The 21,810-nt window shown below is 64.7% G+C and carries 19 protein-coding genes; 4 read left to right on the top strand and 15 right to left on the bottom strand.

What is annotated here, in order from left to right:
• Positions 1 to 360: 360 nt before the first annotated feature.
• The 13 genes from ACIQYU_RS24660 to ACIQYU_RS24600 form a co-directional block, all read right to left on the bottom strand.
• The gene (locus ACIQYU_RS24660) at positions 361 to 1,557 is read right to left on the bottom strand and encodes an ABC transporter permease (RefSeq protein WP_233688204.1); all 1,197 of its coding nucleotides are present in this window, start codon (positions 1,555 to 1,557) and stop codon (positions 361 to 363) included.
• Positions 1,557 to 2,768 (bottom strand): ABC transporter permease, encoded by a 1,212-nt coding sequence (locus ACIQYU_RS24655; RefSeq protein ID WP_402802562.1) that lies wholly within the window; start codon positions 2,766 to 2,768, stop codon positions 1,557 to 1,559. Before ACIQYU_RS24655 ends, ACIQYU_RS24660 begins: the two co-directional genes overlap by 1 nt.
• Entirely contained in the window at positions 2,768 to 3,454 is a 687-nt protein-coding gene (locus tag ACIQYU_RS24650; RefSeq protein WP_233694723.1) for an ABC transporter ATP-binding protein, read from the bottom strand. Before ACIQYU_RS24650 ends, ACIQYU_RS24655 begins: the two co-directional genes overlap by 1 nt.
• Positions 3,451 to 4,602: an efflux RND transporter periplasmic adaptor subunit gene (locus tag ACIQYU_RS24645; RefSeq protein WP_207832778.1), complete on the bottom strand. Its 1,152-nt coding sequence runs from the start codon at positions 4,600 to 4,602 to the stop codon at positions 3,451 to 3,453. The genes ACIQYU_RS24650 and ACIQYU_RS24645 overlap by 4 nt, the downstream gene beginning before the upstream one ends.
• 430 nt (positions 4,603 to 5,032) lie before the next feature.
• Positions 5,033 to 5,734: a helix-turn-helix transcriptional regulator gene (locus ACIQYU_RS24640; RefSeq protein WP_207832780.1), complete on the bottom strand. Its 702-nt coding sequence runs from the start codon at positions 5,732 to 5,734 to the stop codon at positions 5,033 to 5,035.
• A 369-nt stretch (positions 5,735 to 6,103) separates the two neighbouring features.
• Positions 6,104 to 6,631: an inorganic diphosphatase gene (ppa, locus tag ACIQYU_RS24635; protein ID WP_003255365.1), complete on the bottom strand. Its 528-nt coding sequence runs from the start codon at positions 6,629 to 6,631 to the stop codon at positions 6,104 to 6,106.
• Positions 6,632 to 6,724: 93 nt separating this feature from the next.
• On the bottom strand, positions 6,725 to 7,540 hold the full coding sequence (locus ACIQYU_RS24630; RefSeq protein ID WP_013970691.1) for a zinc-dependent peptidase: 816 nt from the start codon (positions 7,538 to 7,540) through the stop codon (positions 6,725 to 6,727).
• Between the two features lie 8 nt (positions 7,541 to 7,548).
• A complete protein-coding gene (locus ACIQYU_RS24625) occupies positions 7,549 to 8,196 on the bottom strand; it encodes a DedA family protein (RefSeq protein ID WP_207832783.1) in 648 nt (215 codons plus the stop codon).
• A gap of 248 nt (positions 8,197 to 8,444) precedes the next feature.
• Complete coding sequence (locus ACIQYU_RS24620; protein WP_207832785.1) at positions 8,445 to 8,903, bottom strand: GNAT family N-acetyltransferase; 459 nt, start codon at positions 8,901 to 8,903, stop codon at positions 8,445 to 8,447.
• A 108-nt stretch (positions 8,904 to 9,011) separates the two neighbouring features.
• Entirely contained in the window at positions 9,012 to 9,830 is an 819-nt protein-coding gene (gene eutC, locus ACIQYU_RS24615) for an ethanolamine ammonia-lyase subunit EutC (RefSeq protein ID WP_207832788.1), read from the bottom strand.
• A gap of 8 nt (positions 9,831 to 9,838) precedes the next feature.
• Positions 9,839 to 11,233 carry an ethanolamine ammonia-lyase subunit EutB gene (locus ACIQYU_RS24610; RefSeq protein WP_013970694.1) on the bottom strand — a complete coding sequence of 465 codons (1,395 nt, stop codon included), beginning with the start codon at positions 11,231 to 11,233 and terminating at the stop codon, positions 9,839 to 9,841.
• A 46-nt stretch (positions 11,234 to 11,279) separates the two neighbouring features.
• Entirely contained in the window at positions 11,280 to 12,728 is a 1,449-nt protein-coding gene (gene eat / locus ACIQYU_RS24605) for an ethanolamine permease (RefSeq protein ID WP_013970695.1), read from the bottom strand.
• Positions 12,729 to 12,955: 227 nt separating this feature from the next.
• Positions 12,956 to 14,476, bottom strand: a complete 1,521-nt coding sequence (locus tag ACIQYU_RS24600; protein WP_012270312.1) for an aldehyde dehydrogenase family protein — start codon at positions 14,474 to 14,476, stop codon at positions 12,956 to 12,958.
• A 255-nt stretch (positions 14,477 to 14,731) separates the two neighbouring features.
• Between ACIQYU_RS24600 and ACIQYU_RS24595 the strand changes: the two genes are divergently transcribed.
• From ACIQYU_RS24595 to ACIQYU_RS24580, 4 genes are all read left to right on the top strand, one after another.
• Positions 14,732 to 16,705, top strand: a complete 1,974-nt coding sequence (locus ACIQYU_RS24595; RefSeq protein ID WP_402802554.1) for a sigma-54-dependent Fis family transcriptional regulator — start codon at positions 14,732 to 14,734, stop codon at positions 16,703 to 16,705.
• A gap of 66 nt (positions 16,706 to 16,771) precedes the next feature.
• Positions 16,772 to 18,121: a UDP-N-acetylmuramate:L-alanyl-gamma-D-glutamyl-meso-diaminopimelate ligase gene (mpl, locus tag ACIQYU_RS24590; RefSeq protein ID WP_063911089.1), complete on the top strand. Its 1,350-nt coding sequence runs from the start codon at positions 16,772 to 16,774 to the stop codon at positions 18,119 to 18,121.
• On the top strand, positions 18,118 to 18,747 hold the full coding sequence (gene ubiX, locus ACIQYU_RS24585; protein WP_016715383.1) for a flavin prenyltransferase UbiX: 630 nt from the start codon (positions 18,118 to 18,120) through the stop codon (positions 18,745 to 18,747). The genes mpl and ubiX overlap by 4 nt, the downstream gene beginning before the upstream one ends.
• Entirely contained in the window at positions 18,744 to 19,031 is a 288-nt protein-coding gene (locus ACIQYU_RS24580) for a YceK/YidQ family lipoprotein (RefSeq protein WP_233688377.1), read from the top strand. Before ubiX ends, ACIQYU_RS24580 begins: the two co-directional genes overlap by 4 nt.
• A gap of 108 nt (positions 19,032 to 19,139) precedes the next feature.
• Here ACIQYU_RS24580 and ACIQYU_RS24575 read toward each other — a convergent pair whose 3' ends face one another.
• Both ACIQYU_RS24575 and ACIQYU_RS24570 read right to left on the bottom strand, forming a co-directional pair.
• Complete coding sequence (locus tag ACIQYU_RS24575; RefSeq protein ID WP_207832796.1) at positions 19,140 to 19,784, bottom strand: oxidoreductase; 645 nt, start codon at positions 19,782 to 19,784, stop codon at positions 19,140 to 19,142.
• A gap of 27 nt (positions 19,785 to 19,811) precedes the next feature.
• A complete protein-coding gene (locus ACIQYU_RS24570; protein ID WP_233688378.1) occupies positions 19,812 to 21,545 on the bottom strand; it encodes a C13 family peptidase in 1,734 nt (577 codons plus the stop codon).
• Between the last annotated feature and the right edge of the window lie 265 nt (positions 21,546 to 21,810).

The raw sequence follows: 21,810 nt of genomic DNA, 5'->3' as shown, positions 1-21,810 counted from the left end.
TCAGGCGGGTGAATGCCCAGCGTGTGGGTCGAGAAGCCCCACAATCTTCCTTCACGCTAGCTGATCTGCGCTGTCAGCTGGCTGAGCTTCAGATTACTTTTCTGTCAGCTTGCGGTGGGTCAAATTCAGTAAGCGCGCCGCGCACCCTGTGGGAGCGGGTTCACCCGCGAAGAATGCGACGCGATATATGGCACCGGCTATGCCGGTGTTCGCGGGTAAACCCGCTCCCACAAGGCCCCTGCTAATTCAATGAGTTATGTGCAGTCCTGTGGGAGCGGGCGTGCCCGCGAAGGGCTGCAAAGCAGCCCCAGTAAAGCCTGTAGAAATCTTCCTGCAGCGTACGGCTCATTGGCCTGGCCGCTACTCACTGCGCAGCGCCGCCACCGGATGCAGGCGGGCGGCCCGCAGTGCCGGAGCCAGGCCGGCGAGAACCCCCAGCACCGCCGCCAGCAGCAGCGCCAGTAGCAGAAACAGCGGATGCAGCGCCAAGGGCAGGCTCGGCATGGCCAGGTGCAGTAGCCCGAGCAGCAGGCCCATCAACAGCAGGCCAAGCAAGCCACCGGCCAGGGACAGCAGCGTCGCTTCGGCGAGAAACAGCCCGAGCACCTGCCGCGGGCTGGCGCCAATCGCCCGCAACAGGCCGATTTCCGCCGTGCGCTCGCCCACAGCGGTCGTCATGATGGTGAGAATGCCGACCGCGCCAACCAACAGCGAAATACCCCCCAAGGCACCGATGGCCAGGCTCAGGGTGCCGAGCACGCGGTTGAAGCTGCGCAGCATGTCATCCTGGGTGGTCAGGCTGAAGTCCTCCGCGCCGTGCCGTTCGCCAAGCACCTCGCGAATCTGCCGGCTCAACGCCTTTGAAGTGGTGCCTGCGCCGAACACTACATGGGCTTTGACCACCCCGGTGCGGTTGAACAGGCTTTGCGCCCAATCCACCGGGATGTAGGCGATATCGTCGAGGTTGAAACCGAGCAACTGGCCCTTCTTTTCCATCACGCCGATCACCCGGAAACGCACGCCGCCGACGCGAATCAACTCGCCCAGCGGATTGCGCGCACCGAACAGCTCGGCACGCAGCTGATGGCCGAGCACCACATAGGGCGGCGAACGACCGTCACGGGCCGCGGGCAGGAACTCGCCCAGGCTCAGCTGCATGCGCCAGGCCTGTGCCAATTGATGGCCACCACCGAGAATGTCGCTGCGCCGGCTCAGCTGGCCGAACTGGACATCCCCGCTACCCTGAATGATCGGCACAGCCGCCTCGACATGCGGCAAGCGCCGCAGGGCATCGGTGTCACTGATGGTCAGAGGCCGTACGCTGCCGAGCAGGCCGCCGAGGCCGCTGGTCTGGGTCTTGCCCGGGCGCACGGTGATGATCCGAGTACCGAACTGCGAGAAGTTCTCCAGCACATAGCCGCGCACGCCCTCGCCGATGGCCGTGAGCAGCGCCACGGCGGCTATGCCGATCGCTACCCCGAGCAGGGTCAGCAGGCTGCGCAAGGGGCGGCAGGTCAGCGCCGAGCTGGTCAGCCGGAGACCATCTTGCCAGCGCATCAGTGCGCTCCCGGCGGGCGTAGCGCCGCCACCGGCTCCAGCGCCGAGGCCCGAGCGGCCGGCAGCCAGGCGAACAGCAGTGCCGTGCCGAGTGCCAGCAGTACTGCGCCAGCCCGCGCCCACCAGGGTGCATAGAGCGGCAGATCGAACGCCAGGCGCCCTAGCCAGAGCAAGGTTTCGGCCAGCAGCAGCCCCGCCAGCGCCCCCGTCAGGGCCAGCAGCGCCGCCTCGCCGAGGAACAGCAGGCGCAGCTGCGCCGCCGTCACACCTATGGCTTTGAGCAGGCCGATCTCGGCGCTGCGCTGGCTCACCGCAATCCAGGTCACGTTCATGATCAGGATGCCTGCCACCACCAGGCTGATCGCGGCAATCCCGGCCACCGCCAGGGTCAGCACCGCGAGTATGTGGTCGAAGGCGCTGAGCAGGCTGTCCTGGCTGACCAGGGTGACGTCTTCCTCACCCTCGTGGCGCTCCTTGAGCGCGGCGAGTATCAGGCGCTTGCTACGGTCGAGAACGCTCGGACCATGCACCTCGACAAACACCCGCGACAACCCTTCGCTATTGAACAAGGCCTGGGCACTGGCCACCGGGATGATCAACATCTCGGCGAAATCCATGCCCAGGGATTCGCCCCGCTCACCGAGGATACCGACCACCCGGAAGCGCCGGTCGCCGGCGCGCAACCATTCACCCAGGGCCGGGCGTTCGCCGAACAGCTCGCGCCGGAGTTTGCCGCCGATCACGCAGACGGCCTCGGCCTGTTCAGGGTCCAGCTCCGGCAGGGGTTGGCCCTGGACGACCGTCAGTTGGCGAATGGCGAAGAAGTCCCGGGTGGTGCCCAGGGTCAGCACCTCACGATTGCGGTTGCCGACTATCACCTCCATCTGCCCGGCCTGTTGCGGCGCGACCCGGCGGATGCCCGGCAGCCGGGTGATGGCCTGGACATCCTGCAAGGTCAACTCGTGCGGCGTCAGGCCGGTGAGCGGGGGCATTCGCCCCGTGGTTTCCTTGCGGCCCGGGAAAACGATCAGGATGTCGCGCCCGAGCAGCGAGAACTCGTTCAGCACAAAGGCCCGCGCCCCAGCGCCAAGGCCGGTGAGCAGGTTGACCGCCACCACCCCGATGGCGATGGCCAGCAGTAGCATCAGGCTGCGCGAGCGGTGCCCACGCAAAGCGCCGAGCCAGAAGCCCAGGGCATCGGCAGCGCGCATCAGGCCAGCGCCCGCTGCGGCGCAATATTGTGGATGCGCCCGTCACGCATGTGTAGCTGGCGCTGTGCGCGGGCGCCAAGGCTGGCGTCGTGGGTCACCACTATCAGGGTCAGACCCTCGCCGTTGAGCTCTTCCAGCAGGCTGAAGACCTCGGCGCCGGCCTGGCTATCGAGATTGCCGGTGGGCTCGTCGGCCAACAACAGCGGCGGTTGCATGACCATCGCCCGGGCGATCGCGACGCGCTGGCGCTGGCCACCGGACAGCTCGGCCGGGCGGTGGGCAAGGCGATCGCCCAGCCCCAGGCGGGCCACCAATTGGCTGCTGCGCTTGCGCCGTTGCGCCGCACCGATGCCGGCGAGGACCATCGGCAGCTCGATGTTTTCCAGCACCGTCAGCCGTGCGATCAGGTGGTAGGACTGGAAAACGAAGCCTATCAGTCGGCTGCGCAACTGGGCGCGGCGCGCCTCGCTCAGCGCCGCCGTGGCCTCGCCCTGCAGCCAGTACTCGCCAGCGCTCGGCGCATCGAGCAGGCCAAGGATGTTCAGCAGGGTCGACTTGCCCGAGCCCGAAGGGCCCATCACCGCCATGTAGTCACCGGCTGCGATGTCCAGGTCCAGGCCGTCCAGCCCCATCACCCGTTGTTCGCCCAGCTGGAAGCTGCGGCTGCCGCCGCGCAGGCGGATCATTTTTCGGTCTCCGTGGCATCCAGCGGGATCACCGCCACGGTATCCTTGAGCCCCTCCTGCTCGAGGCTGGCGACGATACGCGCGTCCTCGTCGAGCCCGGCGAGCACCTCGGTCCAGCGCCAGTTGCTCAACCCGGTTTGTACCTGCACCTCGCGCAACACCCGGGCGCTCGGGTCATATCGCAGCACACGCTGCCCCTCCAGCAGGGTTTCGGTGGGGATGCGCAAAGCACTTGCGTGCTGCTCCAGGAGGATCTCGACATCGGCGCTATAGCCGGTGAGCAGGGCCAGGTCTGACGGCGGCTGGTCGAAGCGAACCTCGACATCGACGGTACGCGCCTGCTTCTCCAATTCACGCACATAGGGTGCGATGCGGCTGACGCGGCCGGTGAAATGCTGGCCACGGAAGGCATCCAGGCTGATCCGCACGGCGGTGCCGGGGTGAACCCGGGCAGCGTCCACCTCATCGATCGGTGCCTCGACATACAGGCAGCTGTCGTCGATCAGGTCGACCGCTGGTGGTGTGGGAATACCCGGCGGCGAAGGGGTGACGAACTCACCCAGTTCGCCGTTGATTTCTGCGACTACGCCGGCAAATGGCGCACGCAGGGTCGTCTGCTCCAGCAGTGAACGCTGCAGCTGCAGGCTGGCGTCGGCCTCGCGGATCAGCACGGCACTGGCACTGCACATCAGCTTCGCCAGGTTGGCCTTGGTCGCGGCCTGGTCGAGGCGATCGGCGGCAATCAGCTTGCGGTCGGCCAGCTGGCCCAGGCGATCAAGGTCGCGCCGGTCCAGGAGCGCTTGCTGGCAGCGCTGTTCGCGGGTGTTGCGCTGGGCCTCCAGCCGCGCCTCGGCCTCCTGCAGCCTGGCCAGCTGCTCGTCCTGGCGCAGGCGCATGAGCACCTGGCCCGGTTGGACCCGCTGGCCCTCGCTGACCTGCAACTCGGCAACCTGGCCGCCGACATTGAAGGACAGGTGCGAGCGTCGACAGGACTTCAGCGTACCCGCGCGCGTATTGGCCACCACCGTTTCCACCGGCCCCCGCTCAACCTCCAGCAGCCTGACCGGCAACGGCTGCGGTCGACTCAACCAGCCGCCCAGCACCACCAGACAAGCCAGTATCGACGAGCCAATCAATAATTTGCGCATGGACTACACCTCCTCCCATATGGCTTGAGCCTAGAACAGGAGGATGAAAGCTCCACGCGAAACGTCATTTATCCGACGATTTTCAGATGAGCGTCAGGGTAGTGTCAGATAAATGGCGAATGAGATTATTTTCGCTCTCACAACTGCGATTTCCCAGCCATAGGAAGGTTGCAGAGGAGCAGAATGGCTTTTCTTCAGGCATTAAAAAGCCGGCTTGTGGCCGGCTTCTCGGGGACGCTTCCGACTAATTTATGGTAAGCCGCAATCGCCTTAACTGTGTGGCCATCAAAGGCCTGAAAGAGATGGCAGATGCCCGTGTGGGATATCGCCGAGCCCTCTGGACCGCGGCTCGCGCCGGTCGGGGCTGAATGTGCGGCGTAGCATACAAGGGCGCGCGCAGGATGCCCAGCAAAAAATGGCACAGGTTGTTTCAGCCGGGCCGTTGCTGGCGGAAATGCGACCAGTGGAACACCCAGCCCAGAATTTCCAGCCCTTGTGCCTGGCGCTGGGCGGCGGTGTAGCGTTCTACCGCATAGGTGCGCCGGTCATGGCTGTGCAGGTACAGCGTGCCGTGCTGGCCGAGGCTGAGGTTGTTCACCCGGAGCGCGCCGTTGTGCAGCAGGGCATAGGTTTCGCCCTCGACCACCCGGGTCATGCCCAGGTCGATGGCCAGGGTGGCCTGCAGCGGAATCAGCGGGGTCATGTTGCTGGCGGGCATGGCCAGGCAGATGGCGTTGTCGGCATGCACACCCAACACTTTCAGGGCTTTTGCGGGCAGGCACAGGTGCTTGCTGGCCACAGGTGACAGCAGGCCGTTGTGCAGTTCGTAAAAGGGCACCTTCAGTGCCCGGCCGCCTTGCGCCGACAGTGGCGTGGGCGGGTTGGCGGGCGCCGGCCCTGGCGGGCAGTTGCGCAGGATCGGGTTGTGGTGTTTGGGCCCTTCGCCCGTGCGCAACCAGCGACGATGCACGCAGAACAGGTCGGCCATTTCGTCCAGCCGGGCCAGGGGCACACCGCGCTTGAACCAGTTGTTGACGTGCTGGGGTGTGACGCTGCGCTGGGCGGCGAAATCGGAAGGGGTCAGGCCACATTCGTGGAGCAAGGCTTTGAGGCGGTCGCCGGATGTGTTCATGGCGGCGAGTGTAGCGGCGGGGTGCCAGCAAGGATATGAACCGGATGTTGATGGGGCTTGTGTGAAAAGCGCCTGTTTGTAGGGCGTTGGCGTAGGACTGCGTAGGATTTATTACTTTCCCAAGCAAGTGCGCGGTTCCTGTGGGAGCGGGCGTGCCCGCGAAGAGGCCAACGCGGTAGCTGGCACCGGCTGCGCCGGTGTTCGCGGGCACGCCCGCTCCCACAGGGATCGCGCCAGCATTTAGAGTTTGAGCAAGACAGTTGCTCCCACAAAAGTGCTGCGCAGGCAGGTCATCCAGTGCCAGGGCGGCCAGCCATCCATCAGGCATAAAAAAACCCCGCCAGGGCGGGGTTCTTCATGCAACCGGTATCAGCCCTTGTAGGCAGCAACCGATTTGGTGATCGCGGCACGGGCGGCGTCAGCGCCTTCCCAGCCTTCGATCTTGACCCACTTGCCCTTCTCGAGATCTTTGTAGTTGGCAAAGAAGTGCTCGATCTGCTGGATCAGCAGGGCTGGCAGGTCGGTGTATTCCTTCACGTCGACGTACAGCTGCGACAGCTTGTCGTGAGGAACAGCGATGACCTTGGCATCGCCGCCGCCGTCGTCGGTCATGTTCAGCACGCCGACCGGACGGGCGCGGATAACCGAACCTGGAGCTACCGGGTAAGGGGTAACGACCAGCACGTCCAGCGGATCACCGTCATCGGCCAGGGTGTTCGGGATGAAGCCGTAGTTGGCTGGGTAGAACATCGGGGTAGCCATGAAACGGTCGACGAACAGGGTATCGCTGTCCTTGTCGATCTCGTATTTGATCGGCGCGTGGTTGGCCGGGATTTCGATGGCGACGTAGATGTCGTTCGGCAGGTCTTTGCCCGCCGGAATCTTGCTGTAGCTCATTGGGCAGTGCCCCCGTGTTTGACCAAAAAAGTGGCGGCGATTATAGGCACATTCTGCATGGGCATGCCACGCCTGGCCTGATGTGCGGCCCCGTCAGGCGTGGCTTTCGCGGTATTCCGGGTGTTCGGCCTGCAGCCGGCACAGGCGCGCCAGCGGGTCCTGGCGGTAGAACAGCGATAACTGGCGGTAGACCTGTGGATAAGCCTGTTGCAGCAGGTCGGGTGCACTAAAGAAGTACTCGCTGGTGACGGCAAAGAACTCCGCGGGGTTTTCCGCGGCATACGGGTCGATGGCGGTTTCGGCGTCGGGGTTGGCGTCCAGCTGGCGGTTGAGGTCGTCATAGGCCTGTTGCATGGCGGTTGCCCATTCATCCACAGGCATGCCGCTGTGCAGCGGCGGCAGGCCGTTGGCATCGCCATTGAGCATGTCGAGCTTGTGCGCCAGCTCATGGATGACCAGGTTGTAGGCCTCCCAGCCCCCACTGGCCAGCACGCCGCTCCAGGCGAGGATGATCGGGCCCTGTTGCCAGGCTTCGCCGCTGTGCTCGCCGTCCCATACGTGCTCGACGCCACTGGCATCGCGGTGGCGCTGAGGGCTCTTGAAGTCGTCGGGGTAGAGGATGATTTCGTGGAAACCCTGGTACCAGTTCAGCTCGCCCAGGTGTAGCAGCGGCAACTGTGCCTGGGCGGCCAGCAACAGGCGCTGCTCGTCGTCCGGCTCGACGCCGGGCAGGCAGGTGAGGTGCTTGTCGAGCAGGAACAGGATGCAGGCTTCACGCAGCCAGCGATCTTCTTCGTCAGTGATGCCGTCCAGCATCGGCAGGCGCTCGCGCACGGCCTGCCATTGCTGGGGGGTGATGGGGTAGCGCGCCAGGGTGCGCTTGCGCCGCCAGGCGCTGAACGACCACATTGGCAGGCTTAGTGCGCCTTGGCCGTGCGGCCCAGGCGGCTACGCAGCAGGCCGAGGATCATCGGCACCAGCGACAGGATGATGATGCCTACCACCATCAGCGACAGGTGTTGCTTGATGAATGGCACGTTGCCGAAGAAGTAGCCCAGGGTAACCAGGCCGCCGACCCACAGCAGCGAACCGGCGACGCTGAAACCGAGGAAGCGCGGGTAGTGCATGTGGGCGATGCCGGCGACGAACGGTGCAAAGGTGCGCAGGATAGGCAGGAAGCGCGCCATGGTCACGGTCTTGCCGCCGTGGCGTTCATAGAAGTCGTGGGTACGCTGCAGGTAGTCGCGACGGAAGATCTTCGAGTTGGGGTTGTTGAACAACCGCTCGCCGGCCGTGCGGCCGATCACGTAGTTGGTGCTGTCGCCGAGGATCGCGGCGGCCATCAGCAGGCCGGCCAGCAGGACCGGGTCCATGCCGCCACCGGCGGCCACGGCGCCGGCGATGAACAGCAGCGAATCGCCGGGCAGGAAGGGCATGACCACCAGACCGGTTTCACAGAAGATCACGGTGAAGAGGATGGCGTAGATCCAGGGACCGTAGTTGGTGACCAGCAGATCGAGGTAGGCATCGAGATGCAGGATAAGGTCCAGCGGGTTGAAATCCATGTACAGCACCTGTGTTCTTGGGCGTAGGCTCGGTTACCTGGGGATGGGTAAATTTTCACACATGACAGGTGGGCCATTATACGGCTAAGTCAGGATCATGCCCGGGGAGTTTGTAGCGGGGGGTTACGGCAGGGGTATTCCTGTTCCGGCCTCTTCGCGGGTGAACCCGCTCCCACAGGTACAGCATCGATTTCAGATGCGTCGCGATCCCTGTGGGAGCGGGTTCACCCGCGAAGAGGCCAGCACAGTCAATCCTGGCTGATTGGCAGGATATAGCTCTTGAACTCGTTATCCTCACGAAACCCGATGGATTCGTAAGTCTTGTGCGCTACCTCATTGTCCGCGCTGGTCGACACCCGCATGCGCACGGCATTGGTTTCCTTGGCCATTTTCTTCGCCTCGCGCATCAGGTGGTCGGCCACCAGCATGCGCCGCGAGTCCTCGGCCACGTAGATATCGTTGAGAATCCATACCCGCTTCAGCGACAGCGACGAGAAGCTCGGGTACAGCTGGCAGAAGCCCAGCAGTTTGCCGTTGTCATCATCGGGTAGCGCCAGGTAGATCACCGACTCATCCCGCTTCAGGCGCTTTTCCAGGAAGCTGCGCGAGCTGTCGGGGTAGGGTAGCTGCCCGTAGAACTCACGGTATTTGACGAACATCGGCGTGAGCAGGTCGAGGTGTTCCAGGGTTGCCTTGATGATGCGCATGTGCGGCCCTCAGAGTCCGTTAGGGGAAACAGCGGATTGCCAGCAGCTTTCAAGGGCATGCTGCCCAATGCGCGGGGCAAGTGCAATCCGCCTTCCGTGACATGTTTTTTACCCTTTGCCGAGCAGGAAATTACCTTTCTGGCCGGTGCTGTGTTCACTCTCCAGGCTATGGACCTCGGCTTCGTCCTTCAGATTCACCCCGGAAAGCTGGCGCCGGCAGGCTTCACGCATCAAGTACAGCAAGCGGTGCGCTGCCATGCCATAGCTCAGCCCTTCCAGACGGATGTTGGAAATGCAGTTGCGGTAGGCATCGGTCAGGCCCACCTTCGGTGCATAGGTGAAATACAGGCCAAGGCTGTCGGGCGAACTGAGCCCCGGCCGTTCGCCGATCAGCATCACAGTCATCCGTGCGCCCAGCAGTTCACCGATCTCGTCGGCCACTGCCACGCGGCCCTGCTGCACCAGCACCACCGGGGCGCTGGTCCAGCCGTCGGCGGCGGCCTGTTCCTCGAAGCGCGCGAGGAAGGGCAGGGTGTGGCGGTGCACGGCCAGGGCCGACAGGCCGTCAGCGACGACGATGGCCAGGTCGACCCCACCGGGGTTGGCCTGGGCGTGCTCGCGCAGCGCGGCAACCGAATCTTCGCTCAGGCGCCGCCCCAGGTCCGGGCGTTGCAGGTACTGGTTGCGGTCGCTGGCGGCGCTGTGCAGCACCAGGCTTTCGCGCCCGCGGTCACTCAGCTGGGTAGCCAGGCCGGCATGGTCGAAGGCCAGGTGCACGGCGTCGCGGGCCTGGGCATGGGCGAACTGGAAGTCCAGCTGCGCCCCGGTCGGCAGGCTGGTGCCGGTACGGCCCAGGGCGATGCGCGCCGGGGTCAGGTTGCGCAGGGCCAGCCAAGGGTTGTCGGGGGTAGGCGTGCGGTGGTCCATGGTCATCCCTATGCAAGCTGTGCCAAGGCCTGACGGAAGGCCGGCGGCAGGTTGTCACCAAAGCGCACCCGGCCATCGGCCTGGGTGAAGATGCCGGTGCGGGCCAGCCATGCCTCGAATTCCGGCCCGGGCTTCAGGCCCAGGGTCTGGCGCGCGTACAGCGCGTCGTGGAACGAGGTGGTCTGGTAGTTGAGCATGATGTCGTCGGAGCCGGGGATGCCCATGATGAAGTTGATCCCGGCCACGCCCAGCAGGGTCAGCAGGGTGTCCATGTCGTCCTGGTCGGCTTCGGCGTGGTTGGTGTAGCAGATGTCGCAACCCATCGGCACCCCGAGCAGCTTGCCGCAGAAGTGGTCTTCGAGGCCGGCACGGATGATCTGCTTGCCGTTGTACAGGTACTCCGGGCCGATGAAACCGACCACGGTGTTGACCAGGAACGGCTTGAAGTGGCGGGCCACGGCATAGGCGCGGGTTTCACAGGTTTGCTGGTCGACGCCATGGTGGGCGTTGGCCGACAGCGCGCTGCCCTGGCCGGTTTCGAAGTACATCAGGTTCTGCCCGAGGGTGCCGCGTTTCAGCGACAGGCCCGCCTCGTAGCCTTCCTGCAGCACGTTCAGGTTGATGCCGAACCCGGCGTTGGCCGCCTCGGTGCCGGCGATGGACTGGAACACCAGGTCCAGTGGCACGCCACGGTTGATCGCCTCGATCGAGGTGGTGACGTGGGTCAGCACGCAGGCCTGGGTGGGGATGTCGTAGCGCTGGATGATGGCGTCGAGCATTTCCAGCAGGGCGCAGATCGAGGCGATGCTGTCAGTGGCCGGGTTGATGCCGATCATGGCGTCGCCGTTGCCGTACAGCAGGCCGTCCAGAATGCTGGCGGCGATGCCGGCCGGCTCGTCGGTCGGGTGGTTGGGCTGCAGCCGGGTCGACAGGCGCCCGCGCAGGCCCATGGTGCCACGGAAGCGGGTGACCACGCGGATCTTCTGCGCCACCAGCACCAGGTCCTGCACGCGCATGATCTTCGACACCGCGGCGGCCATTTCCGGCGTCAGCCCTGGCGCCAGGCTGCGCAGGCTGTCCTCGTTGGCCTCTTCGCTCAGCAGCCAGTCGCGCAGGCCACCCACGGTCAGGTGGCTGACCGGGGCGAAGGCCTGGGCATCGTGAGTGTCGATGATCAGGCGCGTGACTTCATCATCTTCGTAGGGGATCAGCGCTTCATTGAGAAAATGCGTCAGCGGGATATTGGCCAGGGCCATCTGCGCGGCGACCCGTTCGCCGTCGTTGCTGGCCGCAACGCCCGCCAGGTAGTCCCCGGAGCGGGCGGGGCTGGCCTTGGCCATCACTTCCTTGAGGCTGTCGAAGCGGTAGACCAGGTGGCCGACCGTGTGTACGAAACTTGCCATACAGACTCTCCAGAGCCGCGGGTTGCCCCGCGGCGGGTGGCGGCGATCAGTGCAGGGCCTCTTCGGCCTTCTGGATCGCGGCGAATTCCTCTTCCGGTGTACCCGCGACCAGGTGGTGGCGGCTGTAGAAAGCAAAGTAGGCAATTAATACCGCATAGATCACTGCGGCGCCAATCACCACCCGTGGGTCGACCAGGAAACCGGCGACCACGGCGATGCAGGCCAGCACCAGGGCCAAACCCGAGGTGAAGATGCCACCGGGGGTACGGTAGGGGCGCTCCATCTTCGGCCGGCGGATGCGCAGGGTGATGTGCGCGGCCATCATCAGCACGTACGACAGGGTAGCGCCGAACACCGCCACCAGGATCAGCAGGTCACCCTGGCCAGTCAGCGACAGGGCAAAGCCGATGATCCCGGGGATGATCAGGGCCAGTACCGGGGCCTTGCTCTTGTTGGTTTCCGACAGCTTGCGCGGCAGGTAGCCGGCGCGGGACAGGGCGAAGATCTGCCGGGAATAGGCGTAGATGATCGAGAAGAAGCTGGCGATCAGCCCGGCCAGGCCGACCAGGTTGACGAAGCCGCCCATCCAGGTGCTACCGCCGTAGGCCTTGGACAAGGCTTCTACAAGTGGGTTGCCGGACGCTTTCAGTGCTTCGGAGCCCGCGCCGCCGGGGCCGACCACCAGGATCAGCAGGGCGAAGGCCAGCAGTACCAGCATGGCGCCGATCAGGCCGCGTGGCAGGTCGCGCTTGGGGTTCTTGGTTTCTTCGGCGGCCAGTGGCACGCCCTCTACGGCGAGGAAGAACCAGATGGCGTAGGGGATGGCCGCCCATACGCCGACATAGCCGAACGGCAGGAAGCTGCTGGCGCCCACGGCGTCCGTTTTGGCGATGTCGAACAGGTTGGCTGCATCAAAATGGGGCACCATGCTCACCAGGAACACGGCCAGGGCGATGGCGGCGATGGCAGTGATGATGAACATCAGCTTCAACGCCTCACCCACGCCAAAGATGTGGATGCCGATGAACACGATGTAGAACGCCAGGTAGATCATCCAGCCGCCGATGCCGAACAGTGACTGGCAATAGGCGCCGATGAACACCGCGATGGCGGCGGGGGCGATGGCGTACTCGATGAGGATCGCCGTCCCGGTGAGGAAGCCGCCCCAGGGGCCGAAGGCGCTGCGGGCAAAGCCATAGCCGCCGCCTGCGGTGGGGATCATCGACGACAGCTCGGCCAGCGAGAAGCACATGCACAGGTACATGGTGGCCATCAGCAGGGTGGCGAGGAACATACCGCCCCAGCCGCCCTGGGCCAGGCCGAAGTTCCAGCCGGCATAGTCGCCCGAGATGACATAAGCCACGCCCAGGCCGACCAGCAGGACCCAGCCGGCGGCGCCTTTTTTCAGTTCACGTTGCTGGAAATAGTCCGAGCCGACTTTTTCGAAGTCGACGGAAGAGCCTGCCGGCGAGCCGGCGGAATGATCGCTTGGCATAGATTCACCTGTTGTTTTTCTTGGTGGCCGGACGGGTTCCGGGCCGATGGTGATGTGTATTGCAGGAAGCGAGCCAGAGCGGTTGGTGCACGGTTACCGCTCTGGGTATTGTGTAAAGCAGGCCAGGCCTCTTCGCGGGTGAACCCGCTCCTACAGGGGGTGTACAGCACCTTAAGCAAGTGCAGTACCTGTGGGAGCGGGTTTACCCGCGAAGAAGACGGCGCGGTTTAGAAGAAGCCCAACGGATTGATGTCGTAGCTCACCAGCAGGTTCTTGGTCTGCTGGTAGTGATCGAGCATCATCTTGTGGGTCTCACGCCCGACCCCCGACTTCTTGTAGCCACCGAACGCCGCATGCGCCGGGTACAGGTGGTAGCAGTTGGTCCACACGCGGCCAGCCTTGATCCCACGGCCCATGCGGTAGGCACGGTTGATGTCGCGGGTCCACACGCCGGCGCCCAGGCCGAACTCGGTGTCGTTGGCAATCGCCAGGGCTTCGGCTTCGTCCTTGAAGGTGGTGACGCTGACCACCGGGCCGAAGATTTCTTCCTGGAACACGCGCATCTTGTTGTTGCCTTTGAGCAGGGTCGGCTGGATGTAGTAACCGGTGGCCAGCGAGCCTTCCAGTTTTTCCACCTTGCCGCCGGTCAGCAGCTCGGCGCCTTCCTTCTGGGCGATGTCGAGGTACGACAGGATCTTCTCGAACTGCTGTTGCGAGGCCTGGGCGCCGACCATGGTGTCGGTGTCCAGCGGGTCGCCGCGCTTGATCTGCAGCACCTTCTTCATCACCACTTCCATGAACTGCGGGTAGATCGATTCCTGTACCAGTGCCCGCGACGGGCAGGTGCATACCTCGCCCTGGTTGAAGAACGCCAGCACCATGCCTTCGGCCGCCTTCTCGATGAAGCTTGGCTCGGCCTGCATGATGTCTTCGAAATACACGTTCGGCGACTTGCCGCCCAGTTCGACGGTGGACGGGATGATGTTCTCGGCGGCGCATTTCATGATGTGCGAGCCGACCGGGGTCGAGCCAGTGAAGGCGATCTTGGCGATGCGCTTGCTGGTGGCCAGGGCTTCACCGGCTTCGCGGCCATAGCCTTGCACCACGTTGAGCACGCCAGGTGGCAGCAGGTCGCCAATGACTTCGAGCAGTACGGTGATTCCCAGTGGCGTTTGTTCGGCCGGCTTGAGCACCACGCAGTTGCCGGCGGCCAGTGCCGGAGCAAGCTTCCAGGCGGCCATCAGGATCGGGAAGTTCCACGGGATGATCTGTCCGACCACGCCCAGTGGCTCGTGGATGTGGTAGGCCACGGTGCCTTCGTTGATCTCGGCAGCGCCGCCTTCCTGGGCGCGGATGCAGCCAGCGAAGTAGCGGAAGTGGTCAACCGCGAGCGGGATGTCGGCGTTGAGGGTTTCGCGGATCGGCTTGCCGTTGTCCCAGGTTTCGGTAATGGCCAGCAGTTCGAGGTTCTGCTCGATACGGTCGGCGATCTTCAGCAGAACGTTGGAGCGATCCTGCACTGAAGTGCGGCCCCAGGCGTCGGCCGCAGCGTGGGCGGCATCCAGGGCTTTGTCGATGTCTTCGGCAGTGGAGCGAGGGAATTCAGCGATCAGCTTGCCATTCACCGGGGAGGTATTTTCGAAGTACTGCCCCTTTACCGGAGGAACGAACTCACCACCGATGTAGTTGCCGTAGCGGCTCTTGAAGGAAACCTTCGCGCCTTCGGTACCGGGATGTGCGTAACGCATGGTGTGTCTCCTGGCTATTGTGTTTGTTAGGGAGTTGGAAAGCGTAGAGCAAAGGTTGGGCCAGCGTTTCGAGTGCCAGTAAAATCAATGACTTGGCTCGATTCCCAAAGCCTGCCCCACGGTTGCTGTGCCAGCACCGGTACGCGCGGGGGTGACACTTTGTGCCATTTGCGACACGTAACCGGAGGGTGCATTGCAAAGCCTTCCCGGGTGGAGGATGCTGGCGGGACTCTCTATCTGCGGAGAACTACAACAATGCAGAGCAATCTTTTCAGTCGCCATGCCCAGCAAGTCCACAGCGTTGCCCATGGTGGGGCCGGAGAGGGCGGCAGCGACCCCTCCATCGCCCGCTCCTGGCTGCGCTGCCTGGAGGACTACCACCTCGACCCGTCGGTGATCGAGGCCCCGGTGGTGCTCGAACACGGGCGCCTGCTGGAAAGCCGCGAGCGCCTGCGCCAGGTGCTGCAGATTGCCGACCATGAAATGAACAGCCTGCATCAGCAGCTTTCCGGGGCCGGCCATGCGGTGCTGCTGACCGATGCCCGTGGGGTGATCCTCAATTGCGTCAGCGCGCCGACCGAGCGGCGCAGCTTCGAGCGCGCCGGGCTGTGGCTGGGCGCCGACTGGAGCGAGGCACGCGAGGGCACCAACGGCATCGGCACCTGTCTGGTCGAGCGCCAGGCGCTGACCATTCACCAGAACGAGCACTTCCGTGGTCGCCACACCGGCCTGACCTGCTCGGCCAGCCCGGTGTTCGACCCGCACGGCGAGCTGCTGGCGGTGCTGGATGTGTCTTCGGCACGGCCCGACGTTTCCCGGCAGAGCCAGTTCCACACCATGGCCCTGGTGAACCTGTCGGCGAAGATGATCGAAAGCTGCTACTTCCTGCGCCATTTCGAACAGCAATGGCTGTTGCGTTTTCACCTGCAGGCCGAGTCGGTTGGCCTGTTCAGCGAAGGCCTGCTGGCCTTCGACGGTGACGGGCGCATCTGCGCCGCCAACCAGAGCGCGCTGAACCTGCTGGGCACGGTGCGTGGTGGCGTGCTGGGCAAACCGCTGGAACGCTTTTTCGCTTGCAGCCACGACGAACTGTTCAGCCGCGCCACGCCCGCTGGCAGCACGGCCTGGCCGCTGCGCACCCTGGACGGGCGCCAGGTGTTCGCCAGCCTGCGTGGTCAGGCGCGCGCACCGGTGTGGTCGGTGCCAGCTGCCCAGCCGCGACCCGTGCGGGACGTGGAGCCGCTTATCTGCCTGCTCGACCCGGCCTTGCAGAACGACTTCCGCCGCAGTGTGCGGGTGTTCGAGCGCGATGTGCCGCTGCTGCTGCGTGGCGAGACCGGCTGTGGCAAGGAGGCTTTCGCCCAGGCTGTGCACCAGGCCAGCGAGCGGCGCGGCAAGCCGTTCGTCGCCATCAACTGCGCGTCGATCCCGGAGAGCCTGATCGAGAGCGAACTGTTCGGCTACCGTGGCGGCAGCTTTACCGGCGCGCGCAAGGAAGGCATGCGCGGCAAGCTGTTGCAGGCTGACGGCGGCACTTTGCTGCTGGACGAGATTGGTGACATGCCACTGACTCTGCAAACCCGCTTGCTGCGCGTGCTGGAGGAGCGCCAGGTGGTGCCGATCGGTGGCGAACCGCAGGCGGTCGACGTGCGCATTGTCAGCGCCACCCACCGCGACTTGCTGGAGCGGGTGGAGCAGGGCAGTTTCCGCGAGGACCTGTATTACCGCCTGAATGGCCTGGAAGTGGCGTTGCCGGCGGTGCGCGAGCGTAGTGACAAGGCGCAGTTGCTGGACTTTCTGCTGCGTCAGGAGGCGCAGGGGCAGCTGATCGACATCGAGCCGAGGGCGCGCAAGGCACTGCTCGATTTCGCCTGGCCGGGGAATGTGCGGCAGATGCGCAATGTGCTGCGTACCTTGGTGGCGCTTTGCGAAGACTCCCGGATTGTGTTTCCGGATCTCCCCGCCATTGTTCGCGAGGGCTTCGCCCTCGATCGCCGGCAAGCCAGCTCCCACATCGACGGCAATGGCTTCAAGCCATGTGCAAACCCTGTGGGAGCCGGCTTGCCGGCGATAGGGCCTGCCGCTTTGGAGGATGCCGAGCGCCATGCGCTGCTGGCGACCCTGGAGGCAAAACACTGGCACCTCACCCGTGTCGCCGAGCACTTGGGCATCAGCCGCAATACCTTGTATCGAAAACTGCGCAAACACGGCATCACCAGGGCCGGCTGAGCGAAACATCTGGTGCGATTTATCGCGCCCTGGGCTACCCTGCCTCGATGTTTTGCGAGGTCGACCATGCATATTCACATTCTCGGTATTTGCGGCACTTTCATGGGCTCGCTGGCGGTGCTGGCCAAGGAACTTGGCCACCGCGTCACTGGCTCGGACGCCAACGTCTATCCCCCGATGAGCACTCAGCTCGAAGCCCAGGGCATCGAGCTGACCCAAGGCTATGACCCGGCCCAGCTGGACCCGGCGCCAGACCTGGTGGTCATCGGCAACGCCATGTCGCGTGGCAACCCGGCGGTGGAGTACGTGCTGAACAAGGGCCTGCCCTATGTTTCCGGCCCGCAGTGGCTGGCCGATCACGTGCTGCAGGGCCGCTGGGTGCTGGCCGTTGCCGGTACCCACGGCAAGACCACGACCAGCAGCATGCTGGCCTGGGTGCTGGAGCACGCCGGCATGAGCCCGGGCTTCCTGATCGGCGGTGTGCCGCAGAACTTCTCGGTGTCGGCGCGCCTGGGCGATACGCCGTTCTTCGTGGTCGAAGCCGACGAGTACGATAGCGCCTTCTTCGACAAGCGCTCGAAGTTCGTCCATTACCACCCACGCACGGCGATCCTCAACAACCTTGAGTTCGACCATGCGGACATCTTCCCCGACCTGGCCTCGATCGAGCGGCAGTTCCATCACCTGGTGCGCACCATCCCCAGCGAAGGCCTGGTCATCCACCCCACTACCGAGCTGGCGCTGGAGCGGGTGATCGGCATGGGCTGCTGGACCCCGGTGCAGACCACTGGCGAAGGTGGGCAGTGGCAAGCGCGTCTGCTCAGCCCCGACGGCTCGCGCTTTGAAGTGCTGTTCGACGGCGAAGTGCAGGGCGTGGTGGATTGGGCACTCACTGGCCAGCACAACGTCGCCAACGCCCTGGCCACCCTGGCAGCGGCGCGCCATGTAGGTGTGGTGCCAGCCATGGGCATCGAAGGCCTGAGTGCCTTCAAGAGCGTCAAGCGGCGCATGGAGAAGGTTGCCGAAGTGCAGGGCGTTACCATCTACGATGACTTTGCCCACCACCCGACCGCCATCGCCACCACCCTCGACGGCCTGCGCAAGCGCGTTGGCGAGGCCCCGGTGATCGCCGTGATCGAGCCGCGCTCCAACTCGATGAAGCTCGGTGCCCACCGTGACGGCCTGCCGGAAAGCGTCAACGACGCCGACCAGGTGATCTGGTACGCCCCGGCCAACCTGGGCTGGGACCTGGCTGCCACTGCCGCGCAATGCAAAGTGCCCAGCGTGGTGGCCGACAGCCTCGAAGCGATCATCGAGCGAGTCAAGGGCCAGGCCCGCCCAGGTACCCACGTTGTGATCATGAGCAATGGCGGCTTCGGCGGCCTGCACGGCAAGCTGGCCGAGGCACTGAAGTGAGCGGGCCGGAACGCATCACCCTGGCCATGACGGGCGCCTCTGGCGCCCAGTATGGCCTGCGCCTGCTCGACTGCCTGGTGCGTGAGGACCGCGAGGTGCACTTCCTGATCTCCAAGGCCGCGCAACTGGTGATGGCCACCGAGACCGACGTGTTGCTGCCGGCCAAGCCGCAGGCGATGCAGGCCTTTCTCACCGAATACACCGGAGCCGCCGACGGGCAGATCCGCGTGTATGGCAAGGAAGACTGGATGTCGCCGGTGGCCTCGGGTTCCGGCGCCCCGGCGGCGATGGTGGTGGTGCCCTGTTCCACCGGCACCTTGTCGGCGATTGCCACCGGTGCCTGCAACAACCTGATCGAGCGTGCTGCCGACGTTACCCTCAAGGAACGTCGCCAGCTGATCCTGGTGCCGCGCGAAGCGCCGTTCTCCACCATCCACCTGGAGAACATGCTCAAGCTGTCGCAGATGGGCGCGGTGATCCTGCCGGCGGCGCCGGGCTTTTATCACCAGCCGCAGACCATCGATGACCTGGTCGACTTTGTCGTCGCGCGCATTCTCAACCTGCTGAACATTCCCCAGGACATGTTGCCGCGTTGGGGTGAGCACCATTTCGGGGTGGATGATTGAAGCGAGCGCTGGCGGTTGTGCTGGCGCTGGTGCTGCTCGGTGGCTGTGCCACGGTGCGCACGCTGGATGCCAACAAGCCCGGGGCGCCGGTGGTGTATGCCGGTACCCGGCTGGATTTGTATGTGATCAATGGCGGGTGTTGCCCGCGTGATCATTATGGGGCTGATGCCCCGGCGTACCCGGGGCTGGACCTGCCCGGGAGCATGCTGCTCGATACCCTGTTGCTGCCGTTGTCGTTGCTGACAGCGGCCGGTGTAGGCTTCCAGGCCACTGGTGGCCTGTAAGGGCCCTTTCGCGGGCACGCCCGCTCCCACAGGATCTGTGTAATCCTCAAGTGATCACAGTACCTGTGGGAGCGGGCGTGCCCGCGAAGAGGCCATCACCAGTGAAGCCTATTTCTTGCCCAACCTGCGCAACTCATCCGACTCCACTATCCGCACCCCGTCTTCCTCCTCCAGCGCCAGTCGCCACAGCGCCCGGGCCAAGGTACAAGCCTCGATCCCCCGATATTTCCCGGGTATCAGCCTGGAAAACGGCGACATCAGCTTTTCCCCGAGCCGCGGCTGGACCCGCTCGCCCAGCAGCAACGACGGCCGCACAATGGTCAGCTGCGGCCAATCCTGGGCCTTGAGTGCCTCTTCCATCTCGCCCTTTACCCGGTTGTAGAAAATCGACGATTTCGGGTCGGCGCCCAGCGCACTGACCACCAGCAGATGCCGCGCGCCCAACTCCCGGGCACGCTTGCTGAAGGCCACCACCATGTCGAGGTCCACCGCACGGAAGGCCGATTCGGAGCCGGCCTGCTTCAGCGTGGTACCCAGGCAGCAATAGGCGATATCGACCCGCCCGGCCAGCTGCGGGAGGAACACCGCCGGGTCGCCCACCGGGTTTTCCAGGTGCGGATGCTCGGCCAATGGCCGGCGGGTAGGCGCCAGTACGCGGGTGATGGTTGGCTCGTTGAGCAGGCGGTCGAGCAGGTGTTCACCTGTCAGACCCGTGGCACCGGCAAGCAGGACATGCTGAGGCGTCAAATACATGATGTCTCTCCCTTGTTACACACAAGCTTAGTGGCTGCGTGGCGTTTGCGCCTGTTCCCCCACGGTGGCCTGTGCGGCGTTACGCAATGCTTCTTCGGCCTGCTGCCGGCGCAGGTGCTGCCAGTGCTCAAGCACACTCGGCGGCGCCCACAGCTGCGGTTCAGAGGCCTCGAAACCTTCCCTTTGTTCTCTTTCGGCAACGCTGGCGCGCGCCAGTTCAAACGCCTGTTTCAGGTCGTCGGTCTGGTTCAGCGCCTCGGCGAACAGGGCATCGCCAAAGTAGGTGAAATCGGCTTCCTCCGAGCAACCGAAGGACACGCGGTCGGCCCGGGCGGCGGTCATGATAACCGTGCGCTCATCCTTGAGCGCTGCGATGTAGCCCCCTGAATAGCAGGCCGATATGACGATGACCTTGTCGCGATCCTTCAGCGGTGCCAGGGCGCTGGCCAGTTCGTCGGTGGACAGGTCGGCCAGCTGCAGGCGCGGCTGGTCGAGCACCAGCTGGTGGTCCTGGCTGCCATGGCTGGTGAGGTAGATGAACACCAGGTCTTCGGGGCCGCTGCGCTCGGCCAGGGTGTGGGCAGCGCGGGTGAGGTTCTCGCGCGTGGCCATGGCGCGGGTGGTCATGTGGTCGCGGTGGTTGACCAAGGTTACCTGGCCGCGGGCGCCAAAACGCACCTTGAGCATGTTGCTGACGTAGTCGGCTTCGCGCAGGAACACGCTCTGCTGGCCATCGCCGGCCACCACCAGGCTGTATAGCTGGACCGGTGGCGTCGAGCGCGGTACCCGGGCCAGCGCCTCGTCCAGCAACCGGCCCTGATTGAGCAACGCCAGGTCCAGCGGGTCGGGCAACAGCTTGCCATTCTGGTCGCGTATGCGCACACCGTTGCTCCAGGTGCCGCTTTCGACCTTGCCGCTGGCCAGGATCAGCCGGCCCTGACCGTGGTAGGCATCATTGAGGAAGCCGCCGATGTACTTGCTGCCGTCGGCCAGTTGCAGGCTGCCCTGGCCCGACAGGCGCCAGTCGGCGAAGGTACCTTTGTAGTGGCTGCCGTCGCTGCCCAGCAGTTCGCCTTCGCCGACCAGCGAACCGTCCTTGAATTCGCCGATCCACACATCACCCTCGGCGTTTTCGTAGCGGCCACGGCCCTCCAGGCGGTTGTCCTTGAACTCGCCGATGTACTGCTCGCCGTCGACGCTGTCGTAGGTGCCGCTGCCTTCCAGCTGGCCGTTGATGAAGCGGCCGCTGAACTGGTTGCCGCTGGCATCGCTGCGCACCCCGGCACCGTTGGGCTTGCCCTTGGCGAACAGGCCCTGGTAACGGCTGCCGTCGGCCAGTTCCAGCTCGCCGGCGCCTTCATACAGGTCGTCCTTGAACTGGCCGCGGTAGGTCTGGTCGGCTTGCTTGAGGGTACCTTCGCCGTCGCGGCGGCCTCGGCTGAAGGTGCCGGCATAGTGGCTGCCCGGGGTGGTCAGCTCACCCAGCCCCTGGAACAGCCCTGCGGCGAACTGGCCACGGTACACCTCGCCGTTGCGCCCGTGCCATTCGCCCTGGCCGTGCCATTGGCCGTCCTTGAAGCTGCCGGCGTACCAGCTGCCGTTGGGGTAGTCGATCCGGCCTTCGCCTTGCAGCAGGCCATCGACCACCTGCCCCCGGTACCGTCCACCGTCGGGCAGACGCGCGTCCGGCGGGAGCAGCGATTCACCATCGCCGCAGGCGGCGAGCAGCAGGACCAGGGTGATGGGGAGCAATGGACGCATGGCGAGAACCGGGCAATAGGTCTGCCGAGTATGACGCAGAATGGGATCCTGAAACAGCGAACGCATGTGCTGGCGCAGCTCTCGAGCCTGCACTGCATCGAAAAGCTGGCACGGAACCTGTGGGAGCGGGCGTGCCCGCGAACACCGGCGACGCCGGTGCCATGCAGCGCGTGGTCTTCTTCGCGGGTAAACCCGCTCCCACAGGTCCAGCGGTGACTTTCAGCTTTGCGCAATACCTGTGGGAGCGGCTTTAGCCGCGAACACC

This window comes from Pseudomonas sp. NPDC096925, assembly GCF_044762545.1.
In the GTDB taxonomy this organism is placed as follows: domain Bacteria; phylum Pseudomonadota; class Gammaproteobacteria; order Pseudomonadales; family Pseudomonadaceae; genus Aquipseudomonas.
The sequence above is the reverse complement of the archived record's forward strand: the minus strand, read 5'-3'. Positions and strand labels throughout refer to the sequence as shown.

Bases quoted from the DNA above. Each gene is read 5' to 3' on its own strand.
- ACIQYU_RS24620 (WP_207832785.1), bottom strand. From the start codon at position 8,903: ATGCGCATCATCAAGGCAACCCTGGAACACCTCGACCTGCTCACGCCG.
- ACIQYU_RS24575 (WP_207832796.1), bottom strand. From the start codon at position 19,784: ATGTATTTGACGCCTCAGCATGTCCTGCTTGCCGGTGCCACGGGTCTG.
- ACIQYU_RS24610 (WP_013970694.1), bottom strand. From the start codon at position 11,233: ATGGCAAGTTTCGTACACACGGTCGGCCACCTGGTCTACCGCTTCGAC.
- ACIQYU_RS24600 (WP_012270312.1), bottom strand. From the start codon at position 14,476: ATGCGTTACGCACATCCCGGTACCGAAGGCGCGAAGGTTTCCTTCAAG.
- ACIQYU_RS24655 (WP_402802562.1), bottom strand. From the start codon at position 2,768: ATGCGCGCTGCCGATGCCCTGGGCTTCTGGCTCGGCGCTTTGCGTGGG.
- ppa (WP_003255365.1), bottom strand. From the start codon at position 6,631: ATGAGCTACAGCAAGATTCCGGCGGGCAAAGACCTGCCGAACGACATC.
- ACIQYU_RS24630 (WP_013970691.1), bottom strand. From the start codon at position 7,540: ATGTGGTCGTTCAGCGCCTGGCGGCGCAAGCGCACCCTGGCGCGCTAC.
- ACIQYU_RS24660 (WP_233688204.1), bottom strand. From the start codon at position 1,557: ATGCGCTGGCAAGATGGTCTCCGGCTGACCAGCTCGGCGCTGACCTGC.
- ACIQYU_RS24640 (WP_207832780.1), bottom strand. From the start codon at position 5,734: ATGAACACATCCGGCGACCGCCTCAAAGCCTTGCTCCACGAATGTGGC.
- ACIQYU_RS24625 (WP_207832783.1), bottom strand. From the start codon at position 8,196: ATGGATTTCAACCCGCTGGACCTTATCCTGCATCTCGATGCCTACCTC.
- ACIQYU_RS24595 (WP_402802554.1), top strand. From the start codon at position 14,732: ATGCAGAGCAATCTTTTCAGTCGCCATGCCCAGCAAGTCCACAGCGTT.
- mpl (WP_063911089.1), top strand. From the start codon at position 16,772: ATGCATATTCACATTCTCGGTATTTGCGGCACTTTCATGGGCTCGCTG.
- ACIQYU_RS24650 (WP_233694723.1), bottom strand. From the start codon at position 3,454: ATGATCCGCCTGCGCGGCGGCAGCCGCAGCTTCCAGCTGGGCGAACAA.
- eat (WP_013970695.1), bottom strand. From the start codon at position 12,728: ATGCCAAGCGATCATTCCGCCGGCTCGCCGGCAGGCTCTTCCGTCGAC.
- eutC (WP_207832788.1), bottom strand. From the start codon at position 9,830: ATGGACCACCGCACGCCTACCCCCGACAACCCTTGGCTGGCCCTGCGC.
- ACIQYU_RS24570 (WP_233688378.1), bottom strand. From the start codon at position 21,545: ATGCGTCCATTGCTCCCCATCACCCTGGTCCTGCTGCTCGCCGCCTGC.
- ACIQYU_RS24645 (WP_207832778.1), bottom strand. From the start codon at position 4,602: ATGCGCAAATTATTGATTGGCTCGTCGATACTGGCTTGTCTGGTGGTG.